This is a genomic window from Amycolatopsis ruanii, from assembly GCF_003385175.1.
In the GTDB taxonomy this organism is placed as follows: Bacteria; Actinomycetota; Actinomycetes; order Mycobacteriales; family Pseudonocardiaceae; genus Amycolatopsis_E; species Amycolatopsis_E thermalba.
The window spans coordinates 36,378-52,487 of the sequence record NZ_PQHY01000014.1 but is presented as its reverse complement, the minus strand read 5'-3'; the positions used below and the strand labels follow the sequence as shown (position 1 = coordinate 52,487).

At 67.9% G+C, this 16,110-nt stretch carries 10 protein-coding genes; 7 read left to right on the top strand and 3 right to left on the bottom strand.

The window, feature by feature from the left end:
- Positions 1-889: 889 nt before the first annotated feature.
- The 3 genes from D0D28_RS10495 (at position 890) to D0D28_RS36110 (ending at position 8,674) form a co-directional block, all read left to right on the top strand.
- Complete coding sequence (locus D0D28_RS10495; RefSeq protein WP_094003891.1) at positions 890-4,405, top strand: DNA-directed RNA polymerase subunit beta; 3,516 nt, start codon at positions 890-892, stop codon at positions 4,403-4,405.
- Positions 4,406-4,496: 91 nt separating this feature from the next.
- Positions 4,497-8,408, top strand: coding sequence for a DNA-directed RNA polymerase subunit beta' (locus D0D28_RS10490; protein ID WP_094003892.1), 3,912 nt, complete (start codon positions 4,497-4,499; stop codon positions 8,406-8,408).
- A 119-nt stretch (positions 8,409-8,527) separates the two neighbouring features.
- Positions 8,528-8,674, top strand: a complete 147-nt coding sequence (locus tag D0D28_RS36110; protein ID WP_094003893.1) for a hypothetical protein — start codon at positions 8,528-8,530, stop codon at positions 8,672-8,674.
- A 57-nt stretch (positions 8,675-8,731) separates the two neighbouring features.
- On the opposite strand, the gene D0D28_RS10480 is transcribed toward D0D28_RS36110, so the two are convergent.
- The 3 genes from D0D28_RS10480 to D0D28_RS10470 are packed head-to-tail and all read right to left on the bottom strand — an operon-like array spanning position 8,732 to position 10,975.
- Complete coding sequence (locus tag D0D28_RS10480; RefSeq protein ID WP_116110456.1) at positions 8,732-10,045, bottom strand: WXG100 family type VII secretion target; 1,314 nt, start codon at positions 10,043-10,045, stop codon at positions 8,732-8,734.
- A gap of 1 nt (position 10,046) precedes the next feature.
- Complete coding sequence (locus D0D28_RS10475) at positions 10,047-10,394, bottom strand: WXG100 family type VII secretion target (RefSeq protein ID WP_094003895.1); 348 nt, start codon at positions 10,392-10,394, stop codon at positions 10,047-10,049.
- Positions 10,394-10,975 (bottom strand): YbaB/EbfC family nucleoid-associated protein, encoded by a 582-nt coding sequence (locus D0D28_RS10470; RefSeq protein WP_116110455.1) that lies wholly within the window; start codon positions 10,973-10,975, stop codon positions 10,394-10,396. The genes D0D28_RS10475 and D0D28_RS10470 overlap by 1 nt, the downstream gene beginning before the upstream one ends.
- A gap of 550 nt (positions 10,976-11,525) precedes the next feature.
- Here D0D28_RS10470 and rpsL point away from each other — a divergent pair.
- From rpsL to tuf, 4 genes are all read left to right on the top strand, one after another.
- Entirely contained in the window at positions 11,526-11,900 is a 375-nt protein-coding gene (rpsL, locus tag D0D28_RS10465) for a 30S ribosomal protein S12 (RefSeq protein WP_003102113.1), read from the top strand.
- Positions 11,900-12,370, top strand: a complete 471-nt coding sequence (gene rpsG / locus D0D28_RS10460; protein ID WP_017986602.1) for a 30S ribosomal protein S7 — start codon at positions 11,900-11,902, stop codon at positions 12,368-12,370. The genes rpsL and rpsG overlap by 1 nt, the downstream gene beginning before the upstream one ends.
- A 64-nt stretch (positions 12,371-12,434) precedes the next feature.
- Positions 12,435-14,534: an elongation factor G gene (gene fusA, locus D0D28_RS10455; protein WP_094003897.1), complete on the top strand. Its 2,100-nt coding sequence runs from the start codon at positions 12,435-12,437 to the stop codon at positions 14,532-14,534.
- Positions 14,535-14,661: 127 nt separating this feature from the next.
- On the top strand, positions 14,662-15,855 hold the full coding sequence (gene tuf / locus D0D28_RS10450; protein WP_094003898.1) for an elongation factor Tu: 1,194 nt from the start codon (positions 14,662-14,664) through the stop codon (positions 15,853-15,855).
- The last annotated feature ends 255 nt before the right edge of the window (positions 15,856-16,110 follow it).

Here is a 16,110-nt window from a genome sequence, read left to right as displayed (position 1 = left end):
CGCCCCCGCCGAGCCGCCGGCCGGTGGGGGCGTTCTGGTGTTCGTGCGCACCCTGCCGCGGTGGGGCGCGCTGGCTCGGATACCGCCGCGCCCCGGGCGGTGGGACTTCTGCTGTTCGTGGGAACCCTGCCGCAACAGGGCGCGCTCGACCGGACGCCGCCGCGCCCCGGTGGGGCATCTGCTGTTCCTGGGCGGCCGCGTGCTGCGGCCGCGCCTGGCTAGGCTGGCCGCCCATCATTCCGGGGCGTGCCTACCCAGCGGCCGCGCCGCGAGCACCGCCGCGCCGAGTCGTGCGCACCCTGCCGCTGCAACCCGGGCACCAGCCACCGCCGTCCCGGCCCCTCGACAGCCCCCACGGCCGTGAAGCGCGCCACTCCAAACCGCCGCGAGTGCCTCTCCGCGACGGCCGCACCGGGGCCCCGCGCCGCTTTCGCGGGGCCCCGCAACAACACCCGGGGACGATCTTGGACCGGCGTGACCCAGCCCGCAACCCCTGGTGACCGCATCCGTCCCCGGGCGCCGCCACAAACACGAATCCCCAGGTCGAGGCCGTGTACGGACCGCGATCGCGTTGCGCCAACCGGCGGGTTCGCCGCGTGGCATCTTGACTCTTCGGCGCCGGGGGTTCACGCTTATCGCCAACGGCAGCGCCCTGCGGGAGGGCCTGTCGGGAGGCGATGCCTGAGCACGTCGTGATCGAGGTGCGGGCCCCATCGAGCGGCCCCCTCGACAGAACGCGTCGTTCAGGCTAGACTGCTTCTTTGCGCTGCCCTCTTTCAGGCTGCCCGAAGACGGAAGCTAGGATAGTGGGCACACGGCACCCTTGACAGTCGCTTTAGCTGTTGCTAACGCGGCTGCGCACCGCTCATTGTCCCCGGAAGGACGCATCTTGGCAGTCTCTCCCGCGAACCAGGCCACTGCTGCGACCACCTCGGCTGTAACGGAGCCGAACCCGACGGGAATTCCCGGAGCCCCCAAGCGGGTCTCGTTCGCGAAGATTCGCGAACCCCTCCCCACCCCCAACCTGCTGGACGTGCAGATCCAGTCCTTCCAGTGGTTCACCGGTGACGAGAAGTGGTTCGAGCGCCGCGTGAACGAGGGCGAGGAGAACCCGGTCGGCGGCCTCGAAGAGGTCCTCAACGAGATCTCCCCGATCGAGGACTTCTCCGGTTCGATGTCCCTGTCCTTCTCCGACCCGCGCTTCGACGAGGTCAAGGCCTCCGTCGAGGAGTGCAAGGACAAGGACATGACGTACGCGGCCCCGCTGTTCGTGACCGCCGAGTTCGTCAACAACAACACCGGCGAGATCAAGTCCCAGACGGTCTTCATGGGCGACTTCCCCGTGATGACCGAGAAGGGCACCTTCATCATCAACGGCACCGAGCGTGTCGTGGTGTCCCAGCTGGTCCGGTCGCCCGGCGTGTACTTCGACACCAGCGTCGACAAGACCACCGACAAGGACGTCTTCAGCGTCAAGATCATCCCGAGCCGCGGCGCGTGGCTCGAGTTCGACGTGGACAAGCGCGACACCGTCGGCGTCCGCATCGACCGCAAGCGCCGCCAGCCGGTCACCGTGCTGCTGAAGGCGCTGGGCTGGACCACCGAGCAGATCCGCGAGCGGTTCCACTTCTCGGAGACCCTGCTCGCGACGCTCGAGAAGGACCACACCGCGGGCACCGACGAGGCGCTGCTCGACATCTACCGCAAGCTGCGCCCGGGCGAGCCGCCCACCAAGGAGAGCGCCCAGACGCTCCTGGAGAACCTGTTCTTCAAGGAGAAGCGCTACGACCTGGCCAAGGTCGGCCGCTACAAGCTCAACAAGAAGCTGGGCCTGAAGCTGCCGTACGAGACCGGCACCCTCACCGAAGAGGACATCGTCTCGACCATCGAGTACCTGGTCCGCCTGCACGCGGGTGAGACCAAGATGGGCGAGGGCGAGAACGAGGTCCCGGTCGAGGTCGACGACATCGACCACTTCGGCAACCGCCGCATCCGCACCGTGGGCGAGCTGATCCAGAACCAGATCCGGGTCGGCCTGTCCCGCATGGAGCGCGTCGTCCGCGAGCGGATGACCACGCAGGACGTCGAGGCGATCACGCCGCAGACCCTGATCAACATCCGCCCGGTCGTGGCGGCGATCAAGGAGTTCTTCGGCACCTCGCAGCTGTCGCAGTTCATGGACCAGAACAACCCGCTGTCGGGCCTGACCCACAAGCGCCGCCTCAACGCGCTGGGCCCCGGTGGTCTGTCCCGTGAGCGCGCCGGCATGGAGGTCCGCGACGTCCACCCGTCGCACTACGGCCGCATGTGCCCGATCGAGACGCCGGAAGGCCCGAACATCGGCCTGATCGGCTCGCTGTGCTCCTACGCGCGGGTCAACCCGTTCGGCTTCATCGAGACGCCGTACCGGAAGGTCGTCGAGGGCCGGGTCACCGACCAGGTCGACTACCTGACCGCCGACGAGGAGGACCGCTACGTCAAGGCGCAGGCCAACGCGCCGCTGACCGAGGACGGTCACTTCGCCGAGACCCAGGTGCTGGGCCGGCGCAAGGGTGGCGAGGTCGAGCTGCTCGACCCGCTGGAGATCGACTACATGGACGTGTCGCCGCGTCAGATGGTGTCGGTCGCCACCGCGATGATCCCGTTCCTCGAGCACGACGACGCCAACCGCGCGCTGATGGGCGCCAACATGCAGCGCCAGGCCGTGCCGCTGCTGCGCGCCGAGTCGCCGCTGGTCGGCACCGGCATGGAGCTGCGTGCCGCGGTCGACGCCGGTGACGTGCTCCTCGCCGAGCAGGCCGGTGTCGTCGAGGAGCTCTCGGCCGACCTCGTGACGATCATGCACGACGACGGCACCCGCAAGAGCTACGGACTGCACAAGTTCCGCCGCACCAACGCGGGCACCTGCTTCAACCACCGCCCGATCGTCTCGGAGGGCGACCGCGTCGAGGCCGGTCAGGTCATCGCCGACGGCCCGTCCACCGACCAGGGCGAGATGGCGCTCGGCAAGAACCTGCTCGTGGCGATCATGCCGTGGGAGGGTCACAACTACGAGGACGCGATCATCCTCTCCGAGCGCCTGGTGCAGGACGACGTGCTCACCTCGATCCACATCGAGGAGCACGAGATCGACGCCCGCGACACCAAGCTCGGCGCCGAGGAGATCACCCGGGACATCCCGAACGTCTCCGAGGAGGTCCTGGCCGACCTCGACGAGCGCGGCATCGTGCGCATCGGTGCCGAGGTCCGCGACGGCGACATCCTGGTCGGGAAGGTCACGCCCAAGGGCGAGACCGAGCTGACCCCGGAGGAGCGCCTGCTCCGCGCGATCTTCGGCGAGAAGGCCCGCGAGGTCCGCGACACGTCGCTGAAGGTGCCGCACGGCGAGACCGGCAAGGTCATCGGCGTCCGCGTGTTCTCCCGCGAGGAGGATGAGCGGGGCAACGCCGACGAGCTGCCCCCGGGCGTGAACGAGCTGGTCCGCGTCTACGTGGCGCAGAAGCGGAAGATCCAGCCGGGCGACAAGCTCGCCGGCCGCCACGGCAACAAGGGTGTCATCGGCAAGATCCTGCCGGTCGAGGACATGCCGTTCATGGAGGACGGCACCCCGGTCGACATCATCCTGAACACCCACGGTGTGCCGCGACGGATGAACATCGGCCAGATCCTCGAGCTGCACCTGGGCTGGCTCGCCTCGCAGGGCTGGAAGATCGAGGGCAACCCGGAGTGGGCGCAGAACCTCTCCGAGGAGCTCTACGACGTCGAGCCCGGCACGAACACCGCGACCCCGGTGTTCGACGGCGCCAAGGAGGAGGAGCTCACCGGCCTGCTCGCGTCGACCCGGCCCAACCGGGACGGCGAGCGCATGGTCAAGGAGAACGGCAAGGCGACGCTGCTCGACGGCCGGTCCGGCGAGCCGTTCCCGTACCCGGTGGCCGTCGGCTACATGTACATCCTCAAGCTGCACCACCTGGTGGACGACAAGATCCACGCCCGGTCCACCGGCCCGTACTCGATGATCACCCAGCAGCCGCTGGGTGGTAAGGCGCAGTTCGGTGGTCAGCGCTTCGGTGAGATGGAGTGCTGGGCGATGCAGGCCTACGGCGCGGCCTACACGCTGCAGGAGCTGCTGACGATCAAGTCGGACGACGTGGTCGGCCGCGTGAAGGTGTACGAGGCGATCGTCAAGGGCGAGAACATCCCCGACCCGGGCATCCCCGAGTCGTTCAAGGTTCTCCTCAAGGAGCTGCAGTCGCTGTGCCTGAACGTGGAGGTCCTCTCCAGTGACGGCGCCGCGATCGAGATGCGCGACTCCGACGACGAGGACCTGGAGCGCGCCGCCGCCAACCTCGGCATCAACCTGTCCCGCAACGAGTCGCCCTCGGTGGACGACGTCGTGCAATGACGTAGCGACCGGGAGCGGGGCCACCTCCCGCGGCCCCGCTCCCGGTAGCCGACTCCTCTAGCCGAATCAACCCCAAAGGGGATGCAACGACGTGCTGGACGTCAACTTCTTCGATGAGCTCCGGATCGGCCTGGCGACCGCCGACGACATCCGTCAGTGGTCCTTCGGCGAGGTCAAGAAGCCGGAGACCATCAACTACCGCACCCTGAAGCCGGAGAAGGACGGGCTCTTCTGCGAGAAGATCTTCGGCCCCACCCGGGACTGGGAGTGCTACTGCGGCAAGTACAAGCGGGTCCGCTTCAAGGGCATCATCTGCGAGCGCTGTGGTGTCGAGGTGACTCGCGCCAAGGTGCGCCGTGAGCGGATGGGCCACATCGAGCTGGCCGCGCCGGTCACGCACATCTGGTACTTCAAGGGTGTTCCCTCCCGCCTGGGCTACCTGCTCGACCTGGCGCCGAAGGACCTCGAGAAGATCATCTACTTCGCGGCCTACGTGATCACCGGCGTGAACACCGAGCTGCGGCACAACGACCTGCCGACGCTGGAGAACGAGATCAGCGTCGAGCGGAAGAACATCGAGGCCAAGCGCGACGCCGACATCGAGGCGCGCGCGCAGAAGCTCGAGGCCGACCTCGCCCAGCTCGAGGCCGAAGGTGCGAAGTCCGACGTGCGCCGCAAGGTCAAGGAGGGCGGCGAGCGCGAGATGAAGCAGCTCCGCGACCGGGCCCAGCGCGAGCTGGACCGGCTCGAGGAGATCTGGACCACCTTCACCAAGCTCGAGCCGCGTCAGCTGATCGCCGACGAGACCCTGTACCGCGAGCTGTACGACCGCTACGGCGAGTACTTCACCGGCGGCATGGGCGCGGAGGCCATCCAGAAGCTGGCCACCGAGTTCGACGTCAACGCCGAGGCCGAGAAGCTGCGCGACACCATCCGCAACGGCAAGGGGCAGAAGAAGCTCCGCGCGCTGAAGCGGCTCAAGGTCGTCGCGGCCTTCCAGGCCACCGGCAACGACCCGCGCGGCATGGTCCTCGACGCGGTCCCGGTGATCCCGCCGGACCTGCGCCCGATGGTGCAGCTCGACGGTGGCCGCTTCGCCACCTCGGACCTCAACGACCTGTACCGCCGGGTGATCAACCGGAACAACCGCCTCAAGCGGCTGATCGACCTCGGCGCGCCCGAGATCATCGTCAACAACGAGAAGCGGATGCTGCAGGAGGCCGTCGACGCGCTGTTCGACAACGGCCGCCGCGGCCGTCCGGTCACCGGCCCGGGCAACCGGCCGCTGAAGTCGCTGTCCGACCTGCTCAAGGGCAAGCAGGGCCGGTTCCGCCAGAACCTGCTCGGCAAGCGCGTCGACTACTCGGGCCGTTCGGTCATCATCGTCGGTCCGCAGCTGAAGCTGCACCAGTGCGGTCTGCCCAAGGACATGGCGCTGGAGCTGTTCAAGCCGTTCGTCATGAAGCGGCTGGTCGACCTGAACCACGCGCAGAACATCAAGTCCGCGAAGCGGATGGTGGAGCGGGCCCGCCCGCAGGTGTGGGACGTGCTGGAAGAGGTCATCACCGGGCACCCGGTGCTCCTCAACCGCGCGCCGACCCTGCACCGGCTGGGCATCCAGGCCTTCGAGCCGCAGCTGGTCGAGGGCAAGGCCATCCAGCTGCACCCGCTGGTCTGCGAGGCGTTCAACGCGGACTTCGACGGTGACCAGATGGCGGTGCACCTGCCGCTGTCGGCCGAGGCGCAGGCCGAGGCCCGGATCCTGATGCTGTCGGCGAACAACATCCTCTCGCCGGCGTCGGGCCGCCCGCTGGCCATGCCGCGTCTGGACATGGTCACCGGTCTGTTCCACCTGACCCGCCTCGACGAGAACGCGGTCGGCGCCGGCCAGGCGTTCAGCTCCCCGGCCGAGGCCATCATGGCCTTCGACCGCAAGACGCTGGGCCTGCACGCGCCGATCAAGATCCGGATCAAGGACCGTCAGCCGAACCGGACCCAGGTCGCCGAGCTCACCGAGAAGGGCTGGGAGCCCGGTCAGCCGTGGCTGGCCGAGACCACCCTGGGCCGGGTGCTGTTCAACGACCTGCTGCCGGCGGACTACCCGTACATCAACGAGCCGCTGCCGAAGAAGCGCCAGGCGGCGATCGTGAACGACCTCGCCGAGCGCTACTCGATGACGCAGGTCGCGCAGGTCCTGGACCGGCTCAAGGACGCCGGCTTCTACTGGGCCACCCGCTCGGGTGTCACGGTGTCGATGTTCGACGTCATCGTGCCGCCGGAGAAGAAGGAGATCCTCGACCGGTACGAGGCCAAGGCCGCGCAGGTGGAGAAGCGGTACCAGCGTGGTCAGCTCTCGCACGCCGAGCGCAACAACGAGCTCGTCAAGGTGTGGACCCAGGCCACCGACGAGGTCGCGGAGATCATGGAGGACGCCTTCCCCGAGGACAACCCGATCTCGATGATCGTGAAGTCCGGGGCGGCGGGCAACATGACCCAGGTCCGGTCGCTGGCCGGTATGCGTGGTCTGGTGTCGAACCCGAAGGGTGAGTACATCCCGCGCCCGATCAAGTCGAACTTCCGCGAGGGCCTGTCGGTGGCGGAGTACTTCATCGCCACCCACGGTGCGCGGAAGGGTCTGGCCGACACCGCGCTGCGGACCGCCGACTCGGGTTACCTGACCCGTCGTCTGGTGGACGTGTCGCAGGACGTCATCGTCCGGGAGACCGACTGCGGTACCACCCGCGGCGTGACCCGGCCGATCGGCGAGAAGCAGCCGGACGGCACCGTGCTGCGCGGCGCGCACGTGGAGACCAGCGTGTACGCCCGGACGCTCGCCCAGGACGTCACCGACGACCAGGGCAACGTCGTGCTCAACGCCGGCGACGACCTGTCCGACCCGGCGATGGACAAGCTGATCGCCTTCGGTGTCACCAAGGTCAAGGTCCGCTCGGTGCTGACCTGCGAGTCGGCCGTCGGTGTCTGTGCCATGTGCTACGGCCGCTCGATGGCGACCGGCAAGCTCGTCGACGTGGGTGAGGCCGTCGGTATCGTCGCCGCCCAGTCGATCGGTGAGCCGGGTACCCAGCTGACGATGCGTACCTTCCACCAGGGTGGTGTCGCCGGTGACGACATCACCACGGGTCTGCCCCGTGTCACCGAGCTGTTCGAGGCCCGGGTGCCGAAGGGCAAGGCGCCGATCGCCGACGTCGATGGCCGCGTGCGCATCGAGGAGAGCGAGCGGTTCTGGAAGATCACGCTCATCCCGGACGACGGTGGCGAGGAGATCGTCTTCGACAAGCTGTCGAAGCGTCAGCGCCTGGCCAACACGCCGAACGGGCCGCTGCAGGACGGCGACCACGTGCACGTCGGCCAGCTGCTGCTCGAGGGCACGCCGGACCCGCACGAGGTGCTGCGTGTCATGGGCCCGCGCGAGGCGCAGATGCACCTCGTGGAAGAGGTCCAGAAGGTGTACCGGGCCCAGGGTGTGTCGATCCACGACAAGCACATCGAGGTCATCGTCCGGCAGATGCTGCGCCGGGTGACGATCATCGACTCCGGTTCGACGGACTTCCTGCCGGGCGAGCTGCCCGAGCGGACCAAGTTCGAGAGCACGAACCGGTCGGTCGTGGCCGAGGGCGGCGAGCCGGCCTCGGGCCGCCCGGTGCTGATGGGTATCACGAAGGCCTCGCTGACCACGGACTCGTGGCTGTCGGCGGCGTCGTTCCAGGAGACCACGCGTGTCCTGACCGACGCGGCGATCAACGGCCGCAGCGACAAGCTCGTGGGCCTCAAGGAGAACGTGATCATCGGTAAGCTGATCCCGGCGGGCACGGGCATCAACCGGTACCGCAACATCCAGGTGCAGCCGACGGAGGAGGCCCGGGTGGCGGCGTACGCCATCCCGTCCTACGACGACGGCTACTACACCCCGGACGTGTTCGGCACCGGCACCGGCGCCGCGGTTCCGCTGGACGACTACGACTTCGGTCGCGACTTCCGCTGATCGGTAGTTGTGTGAAGCCCCCGGCTCCGGTTTCGGAGCCGGGGGCTTCGTCGTGTCCGGGCAGGGGCGCGGAGGTAGCGTGAGGCCCGAGTTCACACGAGCGACACGAGGAGGGCGTTGTGAACGCAGAGCAGGCCCCGGAGGAGGCGCCGTCGAGGGGACGGCACGCCGCGCCCGAGGGCGCACCCACCCACCCGGCGATCGACCTGTCGAGGGACCCCAACCCGGGCAGGCCGGACCACGCGAAGCCCGACGAGGACGAGTAGCCGTCCCGACGTGGAACGGGGCCCCAGGCGCGCGCCTGGGGCCCCGTTTCGTGGGGGTCAGAAGTCGAGCTTGCCGCTGATCTCGGCGTCGGACATGCCGGTGTCGCCGTGGTCCTCGGCCTGCCCGGCCTTCTCGGTGAAATCGTCGAACGTCTGCTGGGCCTTGTCGATCGTGCCGGGGACGTCCGGGATCTTGCGCTCGCTGCCCGGCACCTCCTCGCTGCCGGGGCGTTCCTGCATCGAGATGACCTGGTCCTTCACGGCCTCGCCGGCGAACTCCTTGAGCTTCCCGCCGGCCTGCTCGCCGATCGTGTCGCTGATCGCCCCGCGCAGGTCCCGCGTCAGGTTGGGTGTCTCGCCGTTCTCGATCGCGTCCCTGCCTGCCTGCTTGGCCCGGTCGAGGATGCCGTCCGCGGCCTCCTTGCCGAGGTTCTCCTTCAGCACGCCATCGGTGAGCTGCTGCGCGACCTTGTCGGTGACCTTCTCCGGGCTGAGGCTGTCCCCGGCATTGCCGACGGCGTCCGCGAGCTTCTTGAACCCCGGGATCTTCTCCAGGAACGCCTTGATCTTGTCGATCAGGCTCTTGATCTTGTCGATGACGGTGGTCAGCTTCTGCATCCAGCGGCTGACCTTGGACGTCTCGGTCGCGGCCCGGACCCCGGTGGCGGCCGCCGCCGCGGCCTCCGAGCCGCCCAGCGTGACCACCGTGGCGGCGAGCGCGGCCAGCCAGGTGACGATCAGCCACTCGACGAAGTCGCTGATGATGCTCAGCACGAGGTCCTTCGCGATGCTCATCACCGCGGAGCTGACCGCGAGCAGCGTCGCCAGCTCGGTCGTCGCGCCGGCGGTGCCGGAGAGCCCGTCGCGGAACTCGCTGAGCCGCTTCGCCGCGGCTTCGGCGCCGTCGCCCTGCCAGTTGGCGAGCCCGCTCGCCAGGAGTTCCTCGGTCTCCTGCTTCAGCGCCTCGATCTGCTCCCCGAGCTGGTTGAACGCCTTCGCGCCGTCCTCCAGGGCGTCCGGGTCGCCGGTGACGAGTTCGAGCGCGTCCTCCAGCGGTTTGATCCAGCTGACCAGGAAACCGACCCCGTTCGAGATCAGCCAGCCGAGCGGGTCCGACACGATGTCGCCGATGGTGCTCGCGGCTTCGTTGACGAACGAGCTGGCCGTCGAGAAGGCCTCCGTGCCGTCCGCGACGAGGGCTTCGAGGTCACCCTTCGCCAGGTCCTCGCCGAGCTGGAAGCCCGCGTCGAGGGTGTCATCGGCGCCGGAGTAGAGCTTGACCGGAGCGGTGTCGTCGAGCTTCTCCTGGACCTCCTCGGCGTCGTAGCCCGAGCCGAAGTTCTCGGCCAGCGCCTCCGCATCCGTGGGCACGTCAGATCGCCTCCGTTCCCGCGTCGGTCTCGTCGAGCAGCTCGGCGACGTCGCCGAACGCGCGGACCACCTCGTCGTCCATCGAGCTGTACGCGTCGGCGGCGCTGGTCAGCTTCACGCCGATCGACTGGTAGCCCGCGGACATCTCGTTCAGGTGGTCCTTCAGCTTGCCGAGCATTTCGCGGTACACCGGGAACGCGGTGCCGGCTCCGAGCAGTCCCCACGAGACCACGGGCACGTCCGCCTCGTAGGTCGCCTGCTGCAGCTCCGAGACCTTCCCCGTCAGGTCGCTCGCCCGCGCCGCGGTGGTGCGCAGGGCTTCGACGTCGACCTGGAACCCGCCGGCCATCAGGCGTTCCCGAACGGGTCGATGTAGTCGTCGTCGGCCGGTTCGCGCCGGGGCGGCGGAGCGGGACGAGCCGGGCGTTCCGCCGGCCGCTCCTCGAGGAAGTCCTCCTCGGCGAAGGCCGCGCCCTGGTCGATCGGCCGCGGCGCGGCGGCCGGCCGTTCGTCGGCCAGCTTCGCCTTGAGGTCCGCCACGCTCATGCCGAACGCCTCGGCCTGGGTCTCCAGCACCGACTCCAGCACGTTGCTCTGCTCGCCGAGGGCGTCCTGGACGATCGCGGCCTGCTGCCGCGCCGCCGCGGCGACCGCCTCGCGGATCGTGCTGGTGATCGTCGAGGACAGCTGGATCGCGCTTCCCCCGAGCGCGTCCTCGCTGACCCGGACCGACTGCACCCCGCCACCGGGCCCCGCCACGACCGTCACGGTCCGGTCGGGGGAGGAGACGGTGACCGACAGCTCACCAATCTGTTCCTTCATCCGGGTGAGCGCGGCCATCCGCTGCTCCCCGTTCCGCTTGTGCTGCTCGACCTGGTCCAGCTTCTGCTGCAGCTGCTCGACCAGATCGCCATGGCCGCCGTACGCCATGCGGTCCCTCCCCGTGGTGAATTACGCACCTTCGGTATCGGATCATGCACCACACGTGTGTGCCGCGGGCACGCTTCCGGGCAACTCACCGATTCGATTGATCACTTTTCGCCACGCGGGAATTCCGCCGCCATTTCCGGCGTTGAAACTCACGCCGAAGATGCCCGCCGACCTGCTCGAACGCGTCGGCCGACGGGGTCCCGGGAGTTGGCCGAACGCCTCCTGCGCGGCCGTCTTTCCGCTAGACTCGCCACACCACCTTCTCGCCGGAGCCGGGGTGTGAGCCCGTTAGGGACCCCCGATGCCACCGCCTGCCGCAAGGGCGGGTATCTTTGACGACTGTGCCCGGCATGCGTCGGGCCGCTCTGCGTGCTTTTCGGCCAAGCGGGGATGCTCCGGCATCGTGGCGACGGCCGCGGCGAAGCGGAGCTCCACGGAAATCCGAGGGAACGTTAGCGGTCGACAGACCCAGACGCGGGCCGACACGCCCGACCTCGGGGGCCGGGGAGACCAAGACGGAACAAGCAAGACGCGACAGAAGGCTGGTCCATTGCCCACGATCCAGCAGCTGGTCCGCAAGGGCCGCCAGGACAAGGCTGCCAAGCAGAAGACCGCGGCCCTCAAGGGGAGTCCGCAGCGGCGTGGCGTGTGCACTCGCGTGTACACCACGACGCCCAAGAAGCCGAACTCGGCGCTGCGCAAGGTCGCGCGTGTCAAGCTGACCAGCGGCATCGAGGTCACCGCCTACATCCCGGGCGAGGGCCACAACCTGCAGGAGCACTCGATGGTGCTCGTGCGCGGTGGTCGTGTGAAGGACCTGCCCGGCGTTCGCTACAAGATCATCCGCGGTTCGCTCGACACCCAGGGTGTGAAGAACCGCAAGCAGGCGCGCAGCCGGTACGGCGCGAAGAAGGAGAAGAGCTAATGCCCCGCAAGGGTCCGGCCCCGAAGCGGCCGCTGATCTCCGACCCGGTTTACGGCTCCCCGCTGGTCACCCAGCTGATCAACAAGGTGCTGACCGACGGCAAGCGCTCGCTGGCCGAGCGCATCGTCTACGGCGCCCTGGAAGGTGCCCGGGAGAAGACCGGCACGGATCCCGTCGTCACGCTCAAGCGTGCGCTGGACAACGTGAAGCCGAGCATCGAGGTGAAGAGCCGCCGGGTCGGTGGTGCCACCTACCAGGTGCCGATCGAGGTCAAGCCGGGCCGCTCGACGACCCTTGCGCTGCGGTGGATCGTCAGCTTCTCCCGCGCCCGCCGCGAGAAGACCATGATCGAGCGTCTGCAGAACGAGCTGCTCGATGCGAGCAACGGCCTCGGGGCCAGCGTGAAGCGCCGCGAGGACACCCACAAGATGGCCGAGTCCAACAAGGCGTTCGCCCACTACCGGTGGTGAACGTAGCCCGGCTGCCGAGACAAGCCAGGCCGGGCCCCACGCTTCGAGACAGGGGAACAGTGCAGTGGCACGCGACGTGCTGACCGACCTGAACAAGGTCCGCAACATCGGCATCATGGCTCACATCGACGCCGGTAAGACCACCACCACCGAGCGGATCCTGTTCTACACCGGGATCAACTACAAGATCGGCGAGGTGCACGACGGCGCCGCGACGATGGACTGGATGGAGGAGGAGCAGAAGCGGGGTATCACCATCACCTCGGCTGCCACCACCACCTTCTGGGCCGACCACCAGATCAACATCATCGACACCCCCGGCCACGTCGACTTCACCGTCGAGGTGGAGCGTTCGCTGCGGGTGCTCGACGGTGCCGTTGCCGTGTTCGACGGCAAGGAGGGTGTCGAGCCCCAGTCCGAGCAGGTCTGGCGCCAGGCCGACAAGTACGAGGTCCCGCGCATCTGCTTCGTCAACAAGATGGACAAGCTGGGCGCGGACTTCTACTTCACCGTGCGCACCATCGAGGAGCGCCTCGGCGCGCGCCCGCTGGTCATCCAGCTGCCGATCGGTGCCGAGAGCGACTTCCAGGGCGTCATCGACCTGGTCCGCATGAAGGCGCTGACCTGGCGGGGCGAGGTCAAGAAGGGCGAGGACTACGAGGTCGAGGACATCCCGGCCGACCTCGCCGACAAGGCCGCCGAGTACCGCGACAAGCTGATCGAGGCCGTCGCGGAGACCGACGACGCCCTGATGGAGAAGTACTTCGGCGGCGAGGAGCTGTCCGAGGCCGACATCAAGGCCGGCATCCGCAAGCTGACGGTCGCCCGCGAGGCGTACCCGGTGCTGTGCGGCTCCGCGTTCAAGAACAAGGGCGTGCAGCCCATGCTCGACGCGGTGATCGACTACCTGCCGTCGCCGCTGGACGTCCCCGCCGTCGAGGGCACCCTCACCGACGGTGAGACGGCGGCGTCCCGGAAGCCGTCGGTTGACGAGCCGTTCGCGGCACTGGCGTTCAAGATCGCCGCGCACCCGTTCTTCGGCAAGCTGACCTACGTCCGGGTGTACTCGGGCAAGGTCGCCGCCGGCGCCCAGGTCATCAACTCGACCAAGGAGCGCAAGGAGCGCATCGGGAAGCTCTTCCAGATGCACTCCAACAAGGAGAACCCGGTCGACGAGGCCCAGGCCGGCCACATCTACGCGGTCATCGGCCTGAAGGACACCACGACCGGTGACACCCTGTGCGACCCGCAGAACCCGATCGTTCTGGAGTCGATGACCTTCCCCGAGCCGGTCATCAAGGTGGCCATCGAGCCCAAGACGAAGGCCGACCAGGAGAAGCTGTCGACCGCGATCCAGAAGCTGGCCGAGGAGGACCCCACCTTCCAGGTCCAGCTGGACGAGGAGACCGGTCAGACGATCATCGCGGGCATGGGCGAGCTGCACCTCGAGGTGCTGGTCAACCGCATGAAGTCCGACTACAAGGTCGAGGCGAACATCGGTAAGCCGCAGGTCGCCTACCGCGAGACGATCCGCCGCACGGTCGAGAAGTACGAGTACACGCACAAGAAGCAGACCGGTGGTTCCGGCCAGTTCGCGCGCGTGATCATCAAGCTGGAGCCGCTGTCCACCGGTGACGGCGCCCTCTACGAGTTCGACAACAAGGTCACCGGTGGCCGCGTGCCGCGCGAGTACATCCCGTCGGTGGACGCCGGTGCCCAGGACGCCATGCAGTACGGTGTCCTCGCCGGTTACCCGCTGGTCGGGCTGAAGGTGACCCTGTTGGACGGCGCTTACCACGAGGTCGACTCGTCGGAAATGGCCTTCAAGATCGCCGGTTCGATGGCGCTCAAGGAGGCCGCGCGCCAGGCCAGCCCGGTTCTGCTGGAGCCGGTCATGGCCGTCGAGGTGACCACCCCCGAGGACTACATGGGTGACGTCATCGGCGACCTCAACTCTCGCCGTGGTCAGATCCAGGCCATGGACGAGCGGGCAGGCACCCGAGTCGTGAAGGCACTGGTTCCGCTGTCCGAGATGTTCGGGTACGTCGGCGACCTGCGGTCTCGTACCCAGGGTCGGGCGAACTACTCGATGACGTTCGACTCCTACGCCGAGGTTCCCTCGAACGTCGCGAAGGAGATCATCGCGAAGGCGACGGGGGAGTAAACCCCTCAGCACCCAACGCGGGCGCGCACAGGGGCCTCCCCTAGGGTCCGCACAACCGACCAGATCGATCGCCGTTCGGCTGCCACGCCGGCGGTGAAGCAAAGCAAGAGTCCAGGAGGACATTCCAGTGGCGAAGGCGAAGTTCGAGCGGAGCAAGCCGCACGTCAACATCGGGACCATCGGTCACGTCGACCACGGCAAGACCACGCTGACCGCGGCGATCACCAAGGTTCTGCACGACAAGTACCCGGAGCTCAACGAGTCCCGGGCGTTCGACCAGATCGACAACGCGCCGGAAGAGAAGCAGCGCGGTATCACGATCAACATCTCGCACGTCGAGTACCAGACCGAGAAGCGTCACTACGCCCACGTGGACGCCCCCGGTCACGCGGACTACATCAAGAACATGATCACCGGTGCCGCCCAGATGGACGGCGCGATCCTGGTGGTCGCCGCGACCGACGGCCCGATGCCGCAGACGCGTGAGCACGTGCTGCTCGCCCGCCAGGTCGGTGTGCCCTACATCGTCGTGGCGCTGAACAAGGCCGACATGGTCGACGACGAGGAGATCCTCGAGCTCGTCGAGCTGGAGGTCCGCGAGCTGCTGTCCTCGCAGGAGTTCCCCGGCGACGACGCCCCCGTGGTCAAGGTCTCCGGCCTCAAGGCCCTCGAGGGTGACCCGAAGTGGTCGGAGTCGGTCCTGGAGCTCATGCAGGCCGTCGACGACAACGTGCCGGACCCGGTGCGTGACCTCGACAAGCCGTTCCTGATGCCGATCGAGGACGTCTTCACCATCACCGGCCGCGGCACCGTCGTGACCGGTCGCGTGGAGCGCGGCCAGATCAACGTCAACGAAGAGGTCGAGATCGTGGGTATCCGCGAGAAGTCGACCAAGACCACCGTCACCGGTGTCGAGATGTTCCGCAAGCTGCTCGACTCGGGCCAGGCCGGTGACAACGTCGGTCTGCTGCTGCGTGGTATCAAGCGCGAGGACGTCGAGCGTGGCCAGGTCGTCGTGAAGCCCGGCACCACGACTCCGCACACGGAGTTCGAGGGCTCGGTCTACATCCTGTCCAAGGACGAGGGTGGCCGTCACACGCCGTTCTTCAACAACTACCGCCCGCAGTTCTACTTCCGTACGACCGACGTGACCGGCGTCGTGACCCTCCCCGAGGGCACCGAGATGGTCATGCCGGGTGACAACACCGAGATCAAGGTGCAGCTCATCCAGCCGGTCGCCATGGACGAGGGTCTGCGGTTCGCCATCCGCGAGGGTGGCCGGACCGTCGGCGCGGGCCAGGTCACCAAGATCATCAAGTGATTCCATCCGGCCCCGGAGTGCCTATAGCACCCCGGGGCCGGGTTGTGGAACCACGTGTGCGACACTAGTTGAGTTGCTCGTTGCGGGGCGGCCGATATCTGTTCAGAAATCGGCCGCCCCGGCACGAGTGGCCTTGGTCCGTGGGTATCCCAGGGGGAGACCGCGGGCGCGACAGATGGCCGGCACGGCCGTCTCGCGGTGAAGACCAACCGGCACGACGACGATCCTCTTGCGGGATCAGTCTGCGCAGCGGGC

Bases quoted from the DNA above. Each gene is read 5' to 3' on its own strand.
- D0D28_RS10470 (WP_116110455.1), bottom strand. From the start codon at position 10,975: ATGGCGTACGGCGGCCATGGCGATCTGGTCGAGCAGCTGCAGCAGAAG.
- rpsG (WP_017986602.1), top strand. From the start codon at position 11,900: ATGCCCCGCAAGGGTCCGGCCCCGAAGCGGCCGCTGATCTCCGACCCG.
- D0D28_RS10475 (WP_094003895.1), bottom strand. From the start codon at position 10,394: ATGGCCGGCGGGTTCCAGGTCGACGTCGAAGCCCTGCGCACCACCGCG.